Below are 18,097 nucleotides of genomic sequence, written 5' to 3' on the forward strand. Positions count from 1 at the left end.
GCCTTTGTTATAATACCCTTATCTTCTCCTTTTTCACTAGACACATCATTATTATTGAATGATCCTAACTCTAAAAGTTATTTATAAACATTTCTAACATCACTACCAATGACAACTTGATATTGCCCGCCTTTATTTACAACTCCAACAACACCCTTAAGATTTTGAAGAAATTCCGTATCTGCCTTTTTATCATCTTTTAAGTTAAAACGTAAACGCGTAGCACAATGTCCTACTGATATAACATTTTTTTCTCCACCTACTGTTTCTAAAATCGTGGATGCAAATTTATTGTAATCCATAATTTTTTCCTCCTCAATAAATTAATTTTTCCTAGTGAGTTAGTAGCATAAGTAATAATTTCATTGGTTGTTTGAACATATTCGTATGGAATTTTGGAAATTAATTCATCTAAATGACTGCGCTTTACTTTGCATTCAATAACATAAATTCTTTCTATTAAAGAATTATCAATTAAATCACTTTTGACTTTTTTAAAACCAAGACCTTTGCCCATAACTAAAACTTCTTTTCCATCTTTATGAGATCGAACTAAATTATTATTGATTACTTTATCTACTTTCATATTGGCTTACATTATATTCCTCCTTCCCATACATATAAAAACAAAAAGACTACACCCCCTTTACAATGAAATAATCATCGCAAATTGGTATAGCCTGCTTTCCAGTAACAATCCAATCAAATTTATAATATAGTCATCACTTGCAATCGTTGTCAACTATTTTTTTATATTTTTCAGTAGATTTATGTCGTAAAACTTCCGCATTTATTTTAATCACCTTTGACAAACTTAAATCTTCTAAAATATTTATAATTTATCTATAAAAACTGATATATTGTTGTAGTTTCAAATTCTTCTCCTTTATGAAAAGCGATGACTTAATGTTATCTATATTAATACTTTTGGGGTAAAACTGTGGTTCCATACAGAAACCTCCTCATTTTTTTTGTAAACAACTCTAAACAACGAAACTAGTATTGCTCCATAATTTGTCACCTGTGCTTTCATTCCTTTTGAATTTTCAAGTGTAAATATATAGGCTTCTTTTTCTTCTTTCGTCGCTCCAAATAACCCTCTTTTAATGTCCATTTTTCATTAACTCGATTACTACAGGATCTTTTGATGCCACGCCTTGTTTCTTTAACTCAGCTATCTTTTCTTTAAATTGTGGAAGATATTTTTCATGTACTACCAATAATTCATCTAGTACTTGTTTTGCTTCACTTCCCTTTTGAACCAATGGATTTATTGTAAATGCTTGTAATGCCATTCCATAATCCCCTAATAACGCAGCATTTATTGTACATTCTTCCATTGCTTTCATAATTTGAAGATGTCCTTTTTCAAATGAACCCATTTCTCCCCATGCAATTGGTTCTGCTCCTTTATCAGAAATTCTACATGAAATTTCAACTATAGAATCTGAATTTAGACAAGGTATAGCTCCATTGTTTTGTGTGCTTACTACCATATGAATTCCTTTGTTATTATATATTGCACTTATGCATTCACAAGCCGCATCACTATAAAATGCGCCGCCACGTTTATTAATTTCTTCAGGCTTTTTATTTAAATCTGGGTTTTTATATATTTCAAAAAGAGATGCTTCCACTTCTTTCATTTGCTCAGCACGTGTTCCACCTTTTTTGAATTCCTCTATGCTGTGCTCAAGCATTTCTCTTTCTGCATAGTAATAACGATGATATCCACAAGGCAGTAAATTCATAGAATGTAATAATTCTAAGGAAAATTCAGCTTGAAAAATATTAGCTGGTGTCCCCCCATTTTTTTCATTAATATGATCTATTAACTGTCCAGTTACTTCATTTCCTTCTGTATCAAACACTTTATGCCAATGGAAATGATTTAATCCTGCAAATTGATAATTTAATTCTGAAGTTTCTTTTCTAATAACCTTTGGTTCGTTCATCATAGCTATAACTGGTACATTACATAAACCAATACACTTTTTCCATCCGAAATGCTTAATTACAGCTTCCGTAATGATTCCACTAGGATTAGTAAAATTAATCAACCATGCCACTGGACACAATTCCTTCATGTCTTCAACAATTTCTCTTATTACTGGAATTGTTCTAAATGCTTTAAACATTCCACCAGCACCATTAGTTTCTTGTCCTAACATCCCATGTAATGATGGTATTCTTTCATCTTTAATTCTTGCATCCAGTAAACCAACTCTAAATTGTGTTGTTACAAAATCTGCACCTTTTAATGCTTCTCTCCTATCTAAGGTTGTGAATACTTGTACATTATATGGTGTTGCATCCCACATACGTTGTGCAAGTTTTCCTATTATTTCTACTTTTTCTTTTCCCTCTTCAATATCTACTAGCCAAATTTCACTTATTGGCATTTCATCATATCTTTTAATAAAACCTTCCATTAATTCTGGTGTATAGCTGCTGCCCCCACCAATTGTTACTATTTTTATAGCCTTTCTCACACTCTTTCCCTCCAATCGATTTCACATTTCTTTTTTCAAAATGCTTTTGACTAAATTTTTTAAACGTTAGACTTTTATTATATTTATAATATAGATGCTATAACCAAGTAACTCAATGGGATCAAGCTATTCTGGTCATTTTTTCTAAAAATTTTTAGTATTTTGATAATATATTGAAACTTTTTGATACTTTATATTATTCTTCACATATACAACTGCAAAAGCTCATCAGATTTTTTCTGATGAGCTTTAAAATAATTCAATATAATATATTTTATTTCTCTTCACTAATATTTCTATCATCAACAATTAAGTTTTACCTTAAGTTCATTAAACCCATCAATACCAATCTTTTTGCAAAAACGATGAATTGCAGATTTTGACACAAATGTTTTCTCGGCGAGATCTAATCTATATACTTTTCTTGTCTTTCAGTTCTATTTTCCTTATTAATTTCATTTATTATTTTCCATACATCCTTTAATGCAAATTCAGTAACATGACTAAATAGTGGATGTCCAACATCATGTAGCAATGCACTAAGCCTTATTGCTTGAAATAAAATTACATATGTATTTATATATTTACTATCTACATTTATTGGAATAAAGCTATTATATTCTTGAGATATATGTAATTGTTTGTATGTCTTAAGAATATTTTCACCTGACATCCACCAGTATAGTGAAATAATAAAATAAATATTTCGATATATTTAGCCCAGAATTCTAAAAAACTGACTTTGGTGCTAGCAAGCCTTTTTATTTGCTATATCGGACAAAATCTTATATAATTTTCTTAACAGTTATATCTTTAAATGGGGATGGTTAAAATGAAGCGAGATAATAATGAAATGCCAAACAAAAACATGACTCTGTTAGACAGATTGCATTTTCTAAAAAAAAATCCAACCACTACTCAAAAACAATTACCTTGTGTAACATATAAGATAATGTTTTGTAGCGGAGTAGGTTTACTTACTGGCTATCCTGTTTTTCCAGGAGCAGAGCTTATATTGAATGAATATAAGGGAACAGCCTTTGATTTTAATCATGACCCTATGGATCAAGTTATGCAGATTAACTTTTGCCTTGAGGGACGGATGGGGTGGACTTTGCATAATGGTGATTGTCTTTACCTTGGAGCTGGTGATATTTCAATACATATGATGGATCATTGTGCCACATCTTCTATGGCCCTCCCTTTAGAATATTATAAAGGATTTACCATTTTTCTGGATTTGGATGAATTTAAAAATCATTTGCCACAAGCGTTATGTTCAATAGGATACAATCCTATTGAATTGAAATCAAAGTTTTGCGATGCCGGTCAGATTACTGTCCTGCCAGCCACTACAAAAATGGACACACTATTTTATCTTTGGGATACAGTGCCTAGCGCTTATCAATTGTCATATTTACAGCTTAAACTACAAGAATTATTGTTATTTTTAAATATATATGACTTATCAAAGTCTAAAGGTAAAGACCCATATCCAGCTGCAATCATAAGCACGATTAAGAAAATGCATAAAAAACTAACTTCCGACTTAAAAGAACATCCGACAATAGAATTGCTTTCCAAAGATTTCTTAATTAACACCTCTACGTTAAAGAAAGCATTCAAATCAATTTATGGTCAGCCGATTGCCCAGTATATGAAGGATTATCGTATGCATCATGCTGCAAATCTATTGTGCCAAACTACTATGACGGTAGGCGAAATTTCTGAGATGATGGGCTATGAAAGTCAGAGTAAGTTTGCCACCGCGTTTAAGAAAATCATGCAAATTCCTCCTGTAGAATACAGAACACGATACAAAATGGAAAATACGGATCTTCCGAAAACATGATTCCATTCTGATATAAACTTATAAAAAATGAGGTATTTATCAATCGTGTTGTTACATAAGTTTTTTATCATATTCTAAAAATCATACATTAAAACTTGAAATATCATTTTTTAATTCAGATGATATAGTAACTATTTTTTGCGAAGTTATGGCTAATTCATTTGTTATAGCTGTTTGTTCTTCTGTCGATGCTGTTACCTCTTCTGAAAGAGCTGAAATTTCTTGTGATTTTGAAGCTATATTTTCAACTGTATTTAAAATCTTATTTCTGCTTTCCATTGTTCCTTTAAGTACTAAACGCACTTTATTAATTTCTTTAGAAATCTCATTTACTTTCTCAATAGTTCTCTTAGATGAATTCGCAACATTATTAACCTCATTCCTACTTTCTTCCACCATCTTAGTTGCATGCTTTGTTGCAGAAGAAACAACTTCCGTTTCTTCTATTACCGTATTTATTAATTGAGTTATACTTTTTGATGAATTTAGAACTTCTTCTGCAAGTTTTCGTATTTCTTCTGCTACTACTGAAAATCCTTTTCCCGCCTCGCCAGCTCTTGCGGCTTCAATGGATGCATTTAAAGCCAAAAGATTAGTTTGACTAGCTACACCATTTATAACATCAACTATAGAATTAATTTGAAATATAGTTTTATCTAAATTATCTACTTTTGATTTTCCTATTAAAAATGAATTTAACATTTCATCAATAGTATTGGTTAATTTATTTACAGTATCTGCTCCTATATTTGTATCTTCTTTTATAGTATTTCCTATATCAGCTAATATAGTTAGTTCATTTTCAACATTATCTAAATCTACCGAAAAATTCTCTAATAATCTAACTGCATCCTCTAAAGACTCTGTTTGTTTTATTCCTTCTTCAGATACACTTGTTACTGAAGAAGCAATCTCTTCACTAGATAATGCTACTGTATTTCCGCCCTCATTAATATTTTTAGATAAATCACTTAAACTTTCTGATATCACTTTAATTTTTCTAACAAGTTCTCTAATACTTTTTGTAGTTTCTTTACTGACAGCTGCAAGTTTTCCTATTTCATCTTTACCTGTAACTTTATACTCAGCAGTTAAATCTCCCTCACCTATTTTTTCAATAGTCTCTTTAAGACTTTCTATAGGCCTCGCAATTCGTTTGCCTATACATATTCCTGCAATGGCAGCTAGAATTAGAACTGTAATAGCATGGATTATACTTTTTATAATTGTATCTTTAATAGCTTTTTGCATACTATCAATAGAAATACCAACCGAAAGACTATACTCTACGCTATTTCCATCTTTAATAGGCATTCCTACATTATATGCTGATATTCCTTTCCACTCATAGATGTTTCCGCTTGTTTTCTCTTCAAATACACTTCCTAGTTCATTCGAATTAATTTTTTGGCCAATAGAATTCTTTGATGTTCCTGCAACAAGGGTTTTATCTTTTGACACTACATCAATATAACATAATTGCCCATCAGAATAATCGTATATACCATCTAATATATCCTGTATTTTATCTATATTTTTTATTCCTGTTTTCTCAATGCTCGCTCTTATATTATTTGCCAAAGTAATTCCATCAGCTTTCATTTGATTTTGTATTCCATTTATCATTTGATGTGTAAGGAAAGATGTACAAGTCAAAATTATTATTGCTGCAATTAAAACAAAGTTAAAAATCAATCTTTTTCTTATAGAACTAAACATATAATCCTCCACCTCTGTTGTCTTTCGAACTATTTTATCATGAAATAGTCCTTTTGAAGTTACATATACTTTCCATCTTATTCTTCAATATGTTCGATTCCCTGCGAGATAATTGCTCTTACATGATTATCTGCCAGAAAATAAATAATGAATTTCCCTTCTCTTCGGCTTTTTATGAGTCTGCTTTCTTTTATAACCCGTAATTGGTGTGATATGGCTGAATGGCTCATTTCAAGAGCCATTGCCAAATCACCCACAGAACTTTCTTCTAGAAAAAGATAATGTAGTATCCTTATCCTAGTAGTATTTCCAAATACTTTGAATAAATCTGCGATGCGATAGGATTCTTCTAATAAATCTGTATTTTCTTTTATCAAAATCTTCCCCTCCGCTTCAACTTTTCCTATAGTTTTTTTGTAAATAGCGCACGAATTGCATTTAATATCGCAATAATCATAACTCCCACATCGGCAAAGATAGCAAGCCACATATTTGCAATACCTATCGCTCCAAGTACCAGACAAATCAACTTAATACCAATCGCAAACCATATATTCTGATGCACAATTCTAAGGCATTTACGTGAAATCTTAATAGCTTTGACAATCTTTAGTGGATCATCATCCATAAGAACCACATCTGCTGCTTCAATTGCTGCATCAGAACCCATGGCCCCCATCGCAATACCAATATCTGCTCTTGTCAATACTGGCGCATCATTGATACCATCACCTACAAATGCCAGCTTTGCTTTATCCAACTTCAAAGACAAAAGTTCCTCAACCTTTGACACTTTGTCAGCAGGGAGTAATTCGCTATATACCTCATCCAGTCCTAAATATCCTGCTACCTGGTCTGCAACTCTCTTTGAATCTCCTGTCAATATGATCGTCTTTTCTACTCCAGCAGCCTTTAATGCTGCAATAGCTTCTTTTGAATGTGGCTTTACAATATCTGAAATGATTATATGTCCCGCGTATTCTTCATTCACAGCCATATGAATGATTGTTCCTACATCATGACACTCCATGTACTTAATACCAAGTTTCTTCATCAACTTCGCATTTCCTGCTGCTACGGTAGTTCCATCTACTTTTGCGGTAACACCATTTCCACTGATTTCCTGAATATCTGTGACCCTTGAGCGGTCAATCTCCTTACCATAAGCATGCTGTAAACTCTTACTAATTGGATGAGAAGAGGCACTCTCTACAAGAGCCGCATACTCTAACAGCATTTTCTCCTCCATCTTATTGTGATGTACACCATTTACCTCAAATACACCCTGAGTCAAAGTTCCTGTCTTATCGAAAACGACATATTTCGTTTGTGCTAAAATCTCCAAATAATTAGAACCTTTTACAAGAACACCTTCTTTGCTTGCTCCACCGATACCCGCGAAAAAGCTTAGCGGGATGCTGATTACAAGAGCACATGGACAGCTGATTACAAGGAAGGTCAATGCACGGTAAATCCATGTTCCCCAATCAGCGCCAAGTCCCATACCAAACATGCGGACAAGTGGTGGAATAATTGCAAGTGCAATTGCGCTATATACAACTACAGGTGTGTAAATTCTTGCAAATTTTGTGATAAAGTCCTCTGATTTTGACTTTCGAGAACTTGCATTCTCCACAAGCTCAAGAATCTTGGATACTGTGGATTCGCCAAATTCCTTGGATGTCTTAATCTTAAGCACGCCAGTTATATTTATGCATCCGCTGATGATTTCATCGCCTACACTCACTTCACGAGGAAGGCTTTCACCTGTTAACGCGCTGGTGTTAAGACTAGAGCTTCCCACTACAACTGTTCCATCAATTGGAACCTTCTCGCCAGGCTGTACAACAACAACTGAACCAATTCCAACTTCATCTGGATCAACCTGCTCTAGCTTTCCATTCTTCTCAATATTAGCATAATCTGGGCGTATATCCATAAGACTACTGATATTTCTACGACTTTTACCGACCGCATAACTCTGGAACCATTCGCCAATCTGGTAAAACAACATAACTGCAATTGCTTCCATATAATCGCCATCCTCGTATATCGCAAGCGCCATGGCCCCTATCGTTGCTATCGCCATCAAAAGACTTTCATCAAATGCTTGTCCGTTCTTAATTCCTTTTATAGCTTTAATCAAAATGTCATAACCAATAATAATATATGGAATTAGATATAACAGAAATCTCGTAGCACCTTTCGCTGGTATAAAATTCAATGCAATCATAAGAACAGTTGCTACAATGATTCTTACTAACATCTTTTTCTGCTTCTTATTCATATTAATTCCTTCTTTCTTTTTGAAATTATCAATTAAATATATGAACAATTGTTCATATATAAGTCTCTTTTTTTGCACCCCTCTGGCCTAGCCAAATATAAGGGTGCATACAAATATGTCATATTATTTTTTATCCAATTGAATTAAAGGAAGATTTCACAGTCATCTTCTACCTTTTTACAGTTAGTGCGGACTTCTTTCATAACAGCTTTTGCTTCCTGTCCTTCTTTAAACTCAACATTCATTTTGAGTGTCATAAAGTTTACAGTACAATCTTTTACACCTGCTGTATTTTTTGCAGCATCCTCCATTTTATTTGCACAGTTTGCACAGTCTACATCAATCTTATAACTCTTTTTCATAGTAATATTAGCTCCTCTCAACAATTATTTTTCGTATATTCAATTAAACACTTGTTTAATCGTTAACTATAATTTACCGTAATCATTATAATAAGTCAATAGAGTAGATAATAATACTTCCATTTGGATAAAATCAATTTCCAAATGGAGCAACTCAAGAGGTACTAATGATTAGCAATTCTTCATGGACGGAATAGTTTTTATTTCTCTTCGCTAATATTTCTATCATCAACACTGCTTTCAACTTCTTGAATATAATCCAGATTTTTTTCATAATCCATTTTAAAAATACAGCTAAAAATCACATCTAACAAATATTGCATTGCAATATGTGATGAAAATTGGGATATTCTATTTCTTAAATTTTCTCTATCGCTTATATACAAATTGTGTTTTATATAATTTGATGCAACACTTTTCCCAAGCCTTCCTATCCAAATTATCTCAATACCTCGTCTATGTAATATTTCTGCAATAGAAGGTAAAAACGTTGCTTTTCCTGAATATGATATAATTATAGCCACATGACTTTTTTTAGATGCTGTTGCAGTGCAACGCTGATCATAAAATGATTCGGGACAGCAAACCATTCTTCCAATTGCACGCATTTTATCTTGAAAATTTTCTGCAACATTAATATTGTGTGCATGGGTATATATATCTATAATATCTGCATTATGTAATAATTTAACCGCTTTATTTAATTCCAGTAAATTTATAGAATTGTATGTGTCAGCTATTGATGCTTCATATAATTCCAGTAACTTCTGAGCTAATATTCCTTGACTATCGTCAGGTAAAAATGGGAAATTCACATCAATCTGATTATCAGCTTTATTTTCTACTGCAATGTCTTGAACAAGTTTTACCTTAAGTTCATTAAACCCATCAATACCAATCTTTTTGCAAAAACGATGAATTGCAGATTTCGACACAAATGTTTTCTCTGCGAGCTCTCGAATTGATAATTGGTCAATTTGATATTTATTTTTCATTATATATTGCCCTAACTGATTTTCAGTCGGTGTTAGATTATCACAGCATTTAATCATATTTTCTATAGTCATAATTACCTCCTAATTCACCTTAAATATTAATAAAATTATACATAGCAGATCTAGAGAAATATTTTCCTCTTTTTCTTTTCATACTATCATCCTTTCTATTCTATAGCAATATACAATATTTATTAACAATTTCTTTTTCTATTTCTTCATTTCCTCTCAAGAATTAAATAAGACCATTAAGAATCTTGAAGCTGAATTAGGAGTATAATTATTTACACGTGCAGCTCATGGAGTTGAACCGACAGTACCTGCACATAACTTAAAACGAAGAGCTAAAATTATTATTTCAGAGTTTGAAAATATAAAAAATGATATGCGTGCGACACGTTGCAACTTGAAAAGAGTTGCCTAAACTGAATAAGTTTAAGAACTGATGGCATTGAAAAGTCAAATGAAGGTGTAACGCCTTGAAGGGCTTTCTCTGATACTCCGATATGTGTCTTATTTATTAAGAAATGAGAGATATAAAGCTCGGTGAAGTCGATTGAGAATACACCCTAATGCTGTGCATATGCAGAGTAAATGAACAGCGAAGCAGAGGTGGTTGTGTGTACGATAGATCGGGAGTCCATAAAATACTCATGGTAAGAATGTTCCTTAGGAACTAACAAAATTCCGAATGTAAGGGTCTATACTATGTATCTAATCATGGAATATAAAGTAAATAAAATAGCATAAGAGTAACTGCATTGAAATGATACTTTAAGTGGCTTAAGAAGAACAATTTATCATTACAAAATTTGGTTTTTGCGTGGAAATTATCACGACAATAAATACTGGCCTCTGCATAAATATATTATAAGGTAAACGGAGGAAGCTTAATCGTTGGATTGTTACTACAGAAGATGTTATTGCTGCAGAGCGTTCCAATGGAAAAGACTATCCTGATTCCATTCCAGCCAATTAAGCAAAAAATCTTTAAAAGCTTTTGCCTGAGGCGTTAAGACCGTATGATGTTTTTGTGCTAAATAAACTGTCCGCATAGTATGATTATCTGCTAATGGAATGATTACAGTATGGGGGCGTTTGTTTTGAAATGCCAGATAATCCAGCGAACCACCAATAGCTAGATTTTGTTCAGCTATATCGGCGATGATGGAATCAACATTTGTTTCCAATATCGTATTTGGTCGGATGTCGTTTTTTATCAAATTCTCCTGAAAAATATTAAAAAATGGTTGTTCACGACCTTTTAATACCAAAGGTTGGTCTTTGAAATCAGTACAGGAAAGTGCTGCTTTTTGGGCAAGTGGATTTTTGCGATTTACGATGATGCAGTAATAATTAGAAAACAAAGCCTGGTAGGAAAAGAGAGTGGTATCGACTGGTGAGGAGAGCAGTGATAGTTCAATTTCATCATTCAATAGTTCTACTGTGGCTGCTTTATCAGTGGTTTCTGTAAAGTTTAACAAAATTTCCGTATGGGCTTTTTGAAAATCTTTGATGAAATTAACACCTAAATAATCTAAGACGCCTGCAGTAGAAAGAATCTTGAGAAAATCTTTTTGAGTATGCATGAAAAAAGACTTTTCCTGTATTGTAGAAAACTCATTTAAGATTTTTTCTGCATGTGGTTTTAGCATATGAGCCTGATTGGTAGGAATCAGACCTTTTTTTGTGCGAACGAATAGAGACGCATTGAGTTCCTTCTCTAGGGACAGTAGTGTTTTGCTTATGCCCTGAGGAGTAATGATTAATTTTTTTGCTGCTTTTTTGATGCTTTGCAGCTGGTAAACTTCTAAAAAATATAAAAGTTGGTGCTGATTCATAGTTAAGCTCCTTTAGAATTATAATTTTATAGTATAGAAAATAGCCAAATAGCCATCTGCTGGAAGTAAGAGTTTTATAATACACGCAGAATATTGGATTTATTATATTCTCTTTATGTTTAAGATACAATAACCAAATTCAATAAAGGAAATACCTATTAACATTTTTTACAAATTGTCAAGAACTTTAATGATCGTCAAAAAACTAATGTATAAGGGGAAAAGCCTGTAAAAAAAATAGTAATCCTCCTCAAGCTAAGGACATCACAATTCAAGTTAAAACTCTTATATATTTTGTTGATAAGTATTCTAATAGCTTCTGCTGTGGATAAAAACAGAAGCCTTATGTTATGGTCTAAAAACAACTAAATGGTTGATTTGGGTAAATTTTTTCTGTTTGTATTGATACATACATATGTGATAATTTAAAAGCAACGATTAAATATGTGTTTAATTGTGTATATAAGATTTTAAAATTATACAAGGAGGTAATTTAAAGTGAAAAAAATAGTACAGACAGGATTAATGTATCACGAAAATTTTAACTGGCATAATCCGTGTGACGGAGCTCTTATTTTTCCAGCAGCATACAGTAAATGGGTTGAGTTGAAATCTTACTACGATGATGTAAATAGAATTAGGCAAAGTTTCAATTTACTGAATCGCAGTGGGTTTATCGATGATTTAATTCCATTGGAACCAAGGAAGGCAACAAGAGAAGAACTTTTATATTTTCATTCGCCTCAATATATTGACAAGCTTAAGACATTAAGTGATGCTGAAGGCGGAGAAGTAGGCCCCTTTGCGTATGTAGGAAAGGGTTCTTATGATATCATTTCATTAGCTGTGGGCGGCGATTTAGCAGCACTTGATGCAGTTATGGATGGAAAGGTGACAAATGCATTCTGTCTCCAAAGACCTCCAGGTGCGCATGCTGAAAAAGATCATGGCTATGGTTTTTGTATCGTCAATAATTTTAATATCATGGCGAATTACGCTCAAAAAAAGTATGGCTTAAAGCGAATTATGATCATTGATTGGGATTGTCATTATAAAAATGGTATTCATGAGGCATGGTACAATGATCCTGAAGTGTTATATATTGAAACACATCAAACAGGAACATTTGGACGTAATTCTTCTCATGATAAAGATGCAGAAAACGTTGGAGAAGGTGATGGACGAGGTTATAACATACCTATCCCTATGCCGGCAGGTACAGGAGATCTAGGTCATATTAAGGCCTTTGAAGAGATTATTGTTCCAATTGCTGATCAGTATAAACCGGAACTTGTCATTGTAGTAGCCGGCTTTGCTGCAAATATATTTGATCCACTTGGGGGTCAGCAAATCACAGCTACAGGGTATAAAAAATTGACTGAGATAGTGAAGGGAATTGCTGATCGTAATTGTGAAGGTCGCCTTGTAGCTGTTATGGAAGGTGGAGCAGGTTCATATATGCCATTCTGTGTTTCAAAAGTTCTTGAAGGGTTGAGTGGCAAAAAAAGTGTTGTGGAAGACCTAATAACGGTCGATTGTGGATTTGGAGGATTTATTAATCCTAATACAGCAAATGCAGTATCTATAGATCAAGCAAATCAAATCGAAAAAGTAAAAAGAGTTCAATCTGAATTTTGGAAGTTGTGATATATATAAACTAAAGTCATATGGTATTTTTTCGAGTGTCGAGAAACCCGTCTTTCGTATTGTTCGAGAGACGGGTTTCTTTTTTCATTTAGAGATTGAAAAAGGATATAGGCATATTTCCATCATGAAACTTTGTTTTTGGCTACTACTAGTAATTGGATAAGCAATAGACACAGCACCCATTTGGATTGTTCCTAGTCCTCCTATAAACATTGCATTTGACATTAAAATTATAAAAAATTGATTTAATCTTCTAAAACAACATATTATAATATCTATTAATGCTTTTTTCTAATTCCAATAAATCAACATTTCTTCCAACCCTTATTGTTTCTTTACCATTAATATAAAGTATTAATAATGGAAATGAAAAAACGTTATTCATTGCTGCAAATTCCGTTTGCTTTTCTCCATCAATATTAACACTTTTTACTTTAGAATAAGATTCTAATATTCTTTCAACCTTACTCTTAATCACTTCACAAGCCCCACAGACTTTGTTACTAAAATATATTATAACCATTTCATTTCCACTAATAATATTTTTAATTTCTTCATCACTATTTATTTTTAACATCTACTCCATCCCCCTGATTGCTATATTTATAAATATCTTTAATACTATTATTATAAATCTTCTCTTAATGCCTTTGCAAATTGATCAGGACAAGAAGTTTCCTTATTACCACAACGTATATTTGCGAATTTATCAGCAATTTCATTAGCATCTATACCAATTGCTAAACTCCTAATACCAAGCGCATTCCCTGGACATCCACCTATAAACTGCACATCTGTTATTTTATTGTCATCGCTTAATTCAAAATTTATTTCTCTACAACAAACTCCAGTTGGATTAAATTTTATTTTTTTCATTAATATTACCTCCTTTTAAAAATATTCATTAGCTAATTTCATCCTATCTCTAAATTACATGGTAACTTTAAATGCTGCCCTTAGAAGCTGCAAACCAAAGTACTTCAGATAAAGTTGGATGAGCATGTACAGTGTTTTTTAAATTATCAATAGTTAATTTATTAGTTACTGCAAGCGTTAGTTCATGTATTAATTCTGTAGCACCGCTTCCTATAATGTTTGCTCCGAGAATAACTCCATCAACAGGATTATAAATAATTTTTACCCTTCCTTCAATTGAGTGATTGATAATTGATTTACCATTCATCATCATTGGAAAATTTATAATCTTTGTTTGTTTATATTGTTCTTTTGCCTCACTTTCTGTTAATCCTACAGAAGCAATTTCAGGGTTTGAAAATATTACTCTTGGTGTATTTTTATTAGTATATTTCATACTTTCTGATTTCACCATATTAGCTGCAGCAATAGTGCTTTCATACATAGCCGTATGAGCAAGCATAGTTGTAGGAATAACATCACCAACTGCATAAATATTTTTAGCACTTGTTTGTAAATAGTCATTTACTTTAATAAATCCATCTTTAACTTTTACATCAGTATTTTCCAAACCAATATCTTCTATATTAGGTTTTCTTCCAATGCTTATTAGAATTTTATCAAATAATTCTGTATTGATATAACTTCCGTCAAGTGAACAATTTACTTTATTATCTATTATCTCTGCCTTATTCAATTTTGTATTGGCATAAATTTTTATCTTTTTATTTTTTAGTAAATCTTCTGCCATTGCACTTGTGTCCACATCTTCATTTATCAAAATTCTTTCTGATCCCTCGATTAAAGTTACTTCTGCACCAAAGCTATTATAAATAGAGGCAAATTCTAAACCAATTACACCTCCACCAACTACTAATAGCTTCTTTGGTATATCATTATTATCTAATAATTCATTGCTTGTACAAATATATTTTCCATCAATATTAATTCCTGGAATTAACTTAGGTCTAGCTCCTGTTGCTATAACAAACTGCTCTGCTTCAACTACTTCTACAGATCCATCAGGTATACTTACTTCAACTTTATCATTGCTTATAAATCTTCCATGACCTATTACAATTTCAGCCATATTAAATTTTCTATTAATAGAATTTAATTGTGTTAAAAGCATATCCTTAGTTTTTGTAATTTGTTCCATGTTTATTTTCACTTCTGGAATTTCTATTCCAAACTCATGAGCTTTTTTAGCTATTTCAGCAATTTCAGCTGCTTTTACTAAATGTTTAGTTGGCATACATCCTTTATTTGCACAAACTCCTCCAAACATATTAGAGTTTTTTTCAATAATGCACACACGCTTATTTAATCTTGAAAAAACTCCTGCTACTTCACCACTTGCCGGTCCACTTCCTAAAATTACAACATCAAATTTTTTCATCGTATTACCTCCTTGTATATTTATCTTGCTTTTATACAATACTAAAATTATTAATATCAATTAGACCTTAATATCTAGTACCGGTCTAATAACAAGAATATACACTATGGTATAATACCAAGGTCAAGTAATTTTAATATTTATAGTTTATTTCAATTATTCTTTAAAATTATTAATTTTGCGCACTGGTATTTGAATTTCAGTAATATGTTCTTCTTTTATTGCAGTTTCATGTATATTTATTTTACATATTTTTATCATATTTCCTACTACTTTATATTTATTTTCTTCTATATACTTCATCATATTTTGTATGTGTTTCATATCTTCATCGAAAGTTCCTTTATAAACAATATTAACATAATCTCCTTCATCTAATATCATATTATAATTAACATCATCATAATCTACTAAACAAAAGGCTGCTTTATATTTCATATCTCCAATTTTATTTAATTTTTCCTCATCGTATACAACTCCAATATTGCCATTTCCTAATATATAAATCTTATCTTCATATTGTTTTTGAAGCCTTTTAATGATACATTCTGCTTCACCTTCATTAGATATACCTGCATTTAATTTTAACGCTTTTCTCAATTTAATATGTCTAACTTGTATTTTATTTAATTCTATATCAGAAATTATATCATCTATTGATTTTAATCTTCTAATAATATTATCCTTATTATTTGTTAATTGTTGGATTCTATCATCTATTAATTTAACCTCTTCTTGTAATATTTGTTTTGTCGTTTCTATACTTCTATCTTCTAAATATTCTTTGATTCTTTTCATCGAAATATCAAAATTTCTAAGTTCTTTAATTAAATTTAATTTCCATACATCTTTTATATTATATAATCTATAACCATTTTCACCTCTATTGGGTCTTATTATTCCAAGTTTTTCATAATACATTAATGAATCTTTTCCTATTCCATAAGTTTCAGATATTTCACCTATTCTATAGTATTGTTTCATGTAATCCTCCTATGTTTAATAATACTAAATATTTAACCAAATCTACTGCTATAAAATAATTATCCATTTACTGTATTTTATCTAAATTATTTCTTTCATTTTAATATATCTCCTTCTTCTATGTTCTTTAATTTTCTCTTGATAGCTCACTCATTCTTAGTATCGTATAATTACATTAATTTATGTTTTTAATCTATATTTAATTAATATGTATTTATATTTCAAGTTTACAATAATTCCAGAGTAACTCGCATAAAGCATTGACACATATTGATTTATCATAATTCGTATCCTTATATATTTTAGCATTATATTATTTAGGTGTACAATTTAAAACAAGATGAATATACAAAAGTGGTTGAGCAACGCTTCAATTAGAAACACGCAATTTGGGTTTAACCTCACAATGTGTTTCTTTAATTGACATTTGCAAATTAGATTATGCTATAATTAAGAATATGATTAAAAAATATATTAGTAACATAAAATTTCAAATTAGAAAACTCAGTTATTGGTATATATAAATTTAATTTTAATAAAGGAGGTCACGTGCCATAATATTATCATGTATAATTCATTAAAGCATAATTAATACATGTTTAAGTTATGGCCAGTAAAATTTATGATAAAAGTATATGATAGAACTAATAAATCTTATGAAGAAGAGCTTGTTGCAGGAAAAGGATATCTTGAATGGATATATGGTTCTCCTATTGGCAAAAATATTACTGAACTTATTATTAAGAAAAGATTGTTTTCTAAACTATATGGTAGGTTTTGTGATACTAAATTAAGCGCTAATAAAATTGAACCCTTTGTTGACAAATTTAGTATTGATATGACTATCACTAAAAAAGGGATTAATGAATTTACTTCTTTCAATGACTTTTTCACTAGAGAATTAACTCTTGAGTCTCGACCAATTAATAAAGATAAAAATATTTTAATCGCTCCTGGAGATGGGAGACTTATTGCATATGAAAATATCGATTTAGAGAATATAATTCAAATCAAAGGATTGACATATAGTTTAAAGAAATTAATCAATAAAGATGACATCGCAAATAATTATCAAAATGGAACATGTCTTATCCTAAGACTAGCTCCTACTGATTACCATAGGTTTCATTTTGTAGATTCAGGTGTTCCTTGTGAAAGTCATTTTATTAATGGGCATTATTATTCTGTAAATCCAATAGCTCTAAAGACTATCCCAAAGCTTTTTTGTGAAAACAAAAGAGAATGGTCACTATTTAAATCTGATAACTTCAATGATATATTGTATATCGAAGTTGGTGCCACTTGTGTTGGTTCAATAATCCAAACTTATTCACCTAATATAAGAGTAACTAGAGGTAATGAAAAGGGATATTTTAAATTTGGAGGCTCTACAACAATATTATTTTTTAAGAAAGATTGCGTAAAAATAGATGATGATATTTGTGAACAATCCAAATTAGGTTTTGAATGTAAGGTTGCATTAGGCGAAAAAATTGGAACTAAACTCTAGATTATTAGTATTTTTTCTGGCGATTATGATACAAATATAAGCAAACAAAGTATATAAGAATAGCCCTTAAAGAGGCATCATCAAAGAACAGTGT

The 18,097-nt window shown here is 31.3% G+C and carries 20 protein-coding genes; 3 read left to right on the top strand and 17 right to left on the bottom strand.

The window, feature by feature from the left end:
• Positions 1 to 77: 77 nt before the first annotated feature.
• The 6 genes from A7L45_RS23910 to A7L45_RS15695 all read right to left on the bottom strand — a co-directional run bounded on the left by A7L45_RS23910 (position 78) and on the right by A7L45_RS15695 (position 3,165).
• Positions 78 to 302: a PTS transporter subunit EIIB gene (locus A7L45_RS23910; RefSeq protein WP_071613668.1), complete on the bottom strand. Its 225-nt coding sequence runs from the start codon at positions 300 to 302 to the stop codon at positions 78 to 80.
• The gene (locus A7L45_RS15675; protein ID WP_071613669.1) at positions 269 to 586 is read right to left on the bottom strand and encodes a CAT RNA binding domain-containing protein; all 318 of its coding nucleotides are present in this window, start codon (positions 584 to 586) and stop codon (positions 269 to 271) included. The genes A7L45_RS23910 and A7L45_RS15675 overlap by 34 nt, the downstream gene beginning before the upstream one ends.
• Before the next feature lie 327 nt (positions 587 to 913).
• Complete coding sequence (locus A7L45_RS15680) at positions 914 to 1,114, bottom strand: hypothetical protein (RefSeq protein WP_071613670.1); 201 nt, start codon at positions 1,112 to 1,114, stop codon at positions 914 to 916.
• Entirely contained in the window at positions 1,104 to 2,492 is a 1,389-nt protein-coding gene (locus tag A7L45_RS15685; protein WP_071613671.1) for a 6-phospho-beta-glucosidase, read from the bottom strand. Before A7L45_RS15685 ends, A7L45_RS15680 begins: the two co-directional genes overlap by 11 nt.
• A 302-nt stretch (positions 2,493 to 2,794) precedes the next feature.
• Positions 2,795 to 2,878, bottom strand: a complete 84-nt coding sequence (locus A7L45_RS24310) for a hypothetical protein (RefSeq protein WP_071613672.1) — start codon at positions 2,876 to 2,878, stop codon at positions 2,795 to 2,797.
• 20 nt (positions 2,879 to 2,898) lie between these two features.
• Positions 2,899 to 3,165 (bottom strand): HD domain-containing protein, encoded by a 267-nt coding sequence (locus A7L45_RS15695; protein WP_071613673.1) that lies wholly within the window; start codon positions 3,163 to 3,165, stop codon positions 2,899 to 2,901.
• A 159-nt stretch (positions 3,166 to 3,324) separates the two neighbouring features.
• Between A7L45_RS15695 and A7L45_RS15700 the strand changes: the two genes are divergently transcribed.
• Positions 3,325 to 4,344, top strand: a complete 1,020-nt coding sequence (locus tag A7L45_RS15700; RefSeq protein WP_169829609.1) for a helix-turn-helix domain-containing protein — start codon at positions 3,325 to 3,327, stop codon at positions 4,342 to 4,344.
• An 81-nt stretch (positions 4,345 to 4,425) separates the two neighbouring features.
• Here A7L45_RS15700 and A7L45_RS15705 read toward each other — a convergent pair whose 3' ends face one another.
• The 6 genes from A7L45_RS15705 to A7L45_RS15730 form a co-directional block, all read right to left on the bottom strand.
• Positions 4,426 to 6,063: a methyl-accepting chemotaxis protein gene (locus A7L45_RS15705; RefSeq protein WP_071613674.1), complete on the bottom strand. Its 1,638-nt coding sequence runs from the start codon at positions 6,061 to 6,063 to the stop codon at positions 4,426 to 4,428.
• Positions 6,064 to 6,140: 77 nt separating this feature from the next.
• Positions 6,141 to 6,440: an ArsR/SmtB family transcription factor gene (locus tag A7L45_RS15710; protein WP_169829546.1), complete on the bottom strand. Its 300-nt coding sequence runs from the start codon at positions 6,438 to 6,440 to the stop codon at positions 6,141 to 6,143.
• A 26-nt stretch (positions 6,441 to 6,466) separates the two neighbouring features.
• The gene (locus A7L45_RS15715) at positions 6,467 to 8,350 is read right to left on the bottom strand and encodes a heavy metal translocating P-type ATPase (RefSeq protein WP_071613675.1); all 1,884 of its coding nucleotides are present in this window, start codon (positions 8,348 to 8,350) and stop codon (positions 6,467 to 6,469) included.
• 143 nt (positions 8,351 to 8,493) lie between these two features.
• Positions 8,494 to 8,712 (bottom strand): cation transporter, encoded by a 219-nt coding sequence (locus A7L45_RS15720; protein ID WP_071613676.1) that lies wholly within the window; start codon positions 8,710 to 8,712, stop codon positions 8,494 to 8,496.
• A gap of 200 nt (positions 8,713 to 8,912) precedes the next feature.
• A complete protein-coding gene (locus A7L45_RS15725; RefSeq protein WP_071613677.1) occupies positions 8,913 to 9,779 on the bottom strand; it encodes a MurR/RpiR family transcriptional regulator in 867 nt (288 codons plus the stop codon).
• A gap of 848 nt (positions 9,780 to 10,627) precedes the next feature.
• Positions 10,628 to 11,548, bottom strand: coding sequence for a LysR family transcriptional regulator (locus tag A7L45_RS15730; RefSeq protein ID WP_071613678.1), 921 nt, complete (start codon positions 11,546 to 11,548; stop codon positions 10,628 to 10,630).
• Between the two features lie 525 nt (positions 11,549 to 12,073).
• On the opposite strand from A7L45_RS15730, the gene A7L45_RS15735 reads away from it, so the two are divergent.
• Positions 12,074 to 13,195, top strand: a complete 1,122-nt coding sequence (locus tag A7L45_RS15735) for an arginase family protein (RefSeq protein ID WP_071615007.1) — start codon at positions 12,074 to 12,076, stop codon at positions 13,193 to 13,195.
• Between the two features lie 84 nt (positions 13,196 to 13,279).
• On the opposite strand, the gene A7L45_RS23545 is transcribed toward A7L45_RS15735, so the two are convergent.
• The 5 genes from A7L45_RS23545 to A7L45_RS15755 form a co-directional block, all read right to left on the bottom strand.
• A complete protein-coding gene (locus A7L45_RS23545) occupies positions 13,280 to 13,420 on the bottom strand; it encodes a hypothetical protein (RefSeq protein WP_170288016.1) in 141 nt (46 codons plus the stop codon).
• Between the two features lie 28 nt (positions 13,421 to 13,448).
• Positions 13,449 to 13,772, bottom strand: coding sequence for a thioredoxin family protein (locus A7L45_RS15740; protein ID WP_071613679.1), 324 nt, complete (start codon positions 13,770 to 13,772; stop codon positions 13,449 to 13,451).
• A 50-nt stretch (positions 13,773 to 13,822) separates the two neighbouring features.
• Positions 13,823 to 14,071 carry a TIGR03905 family TSCPD domain-containing protein gene (locus A7L45_RS15745; RefSeq protein ID WP_071613680.1) on the bottom strand — a complete coding sequence of 83 codons (249 nt, stop codon included), beginning with the start codon at positions 14,069 to 14,071 and terminating at the stop codon, positions 13,823 to 13,825.
• A 67-nt stretch (positions 14,072 to 14,138) separates the two neighbouring features.
• A complete protein-coding gene (lpdA, locus tag A7L45_RS15750) occupies positions 14,139 to 15,509 on the bottom strand; it encodes a dihydrolipoyl dehydrogenase (RefSeq protein WP_071613681.1) in 1,371 nt (456 codons plus the stop codon).
• Positions 15,510 to 15,665: 156 nt separating this feature from the next.
• Entirely contained in the window at positions 15,666 to 16,493 is an 828-nt protein-coding gene (locus tag A7L45_RS15755; RefSeq protein ID WP_071613682.1) for a MerR family transcriptional regulator, read from the bottom strand.
• Between the two features lie 622 nt (positions 16,494 to 17,115).
• On the opposite strand from A7L45_RS15755, the gene A7L45_RS15760 reads away from it, so the two are divergent.
• Complete coding sequence (locus A7L45_RS15760; protein ID WP_071615008.1) at positions 17,116 to 18,003, top strand: phosphatidylserine decarboxylase; 888 nt, start codon at positions 17,116 to 17,118, stop codon at positions 18,001 to 18,003.
• Positions 18,004 to 18,097 lie beyond the last annotated feature (94 nt).

Origin of the sequence: Clostridium estertheticum subsp. estertheticum, assembly GCF_001877035.1 — a bacterium.
GTDB lineage: Bacteria > Bacillota > Clostridia > Clostridiales > Clostridiaceae > Clostridium_AD > Clostridium_AD estertheticum.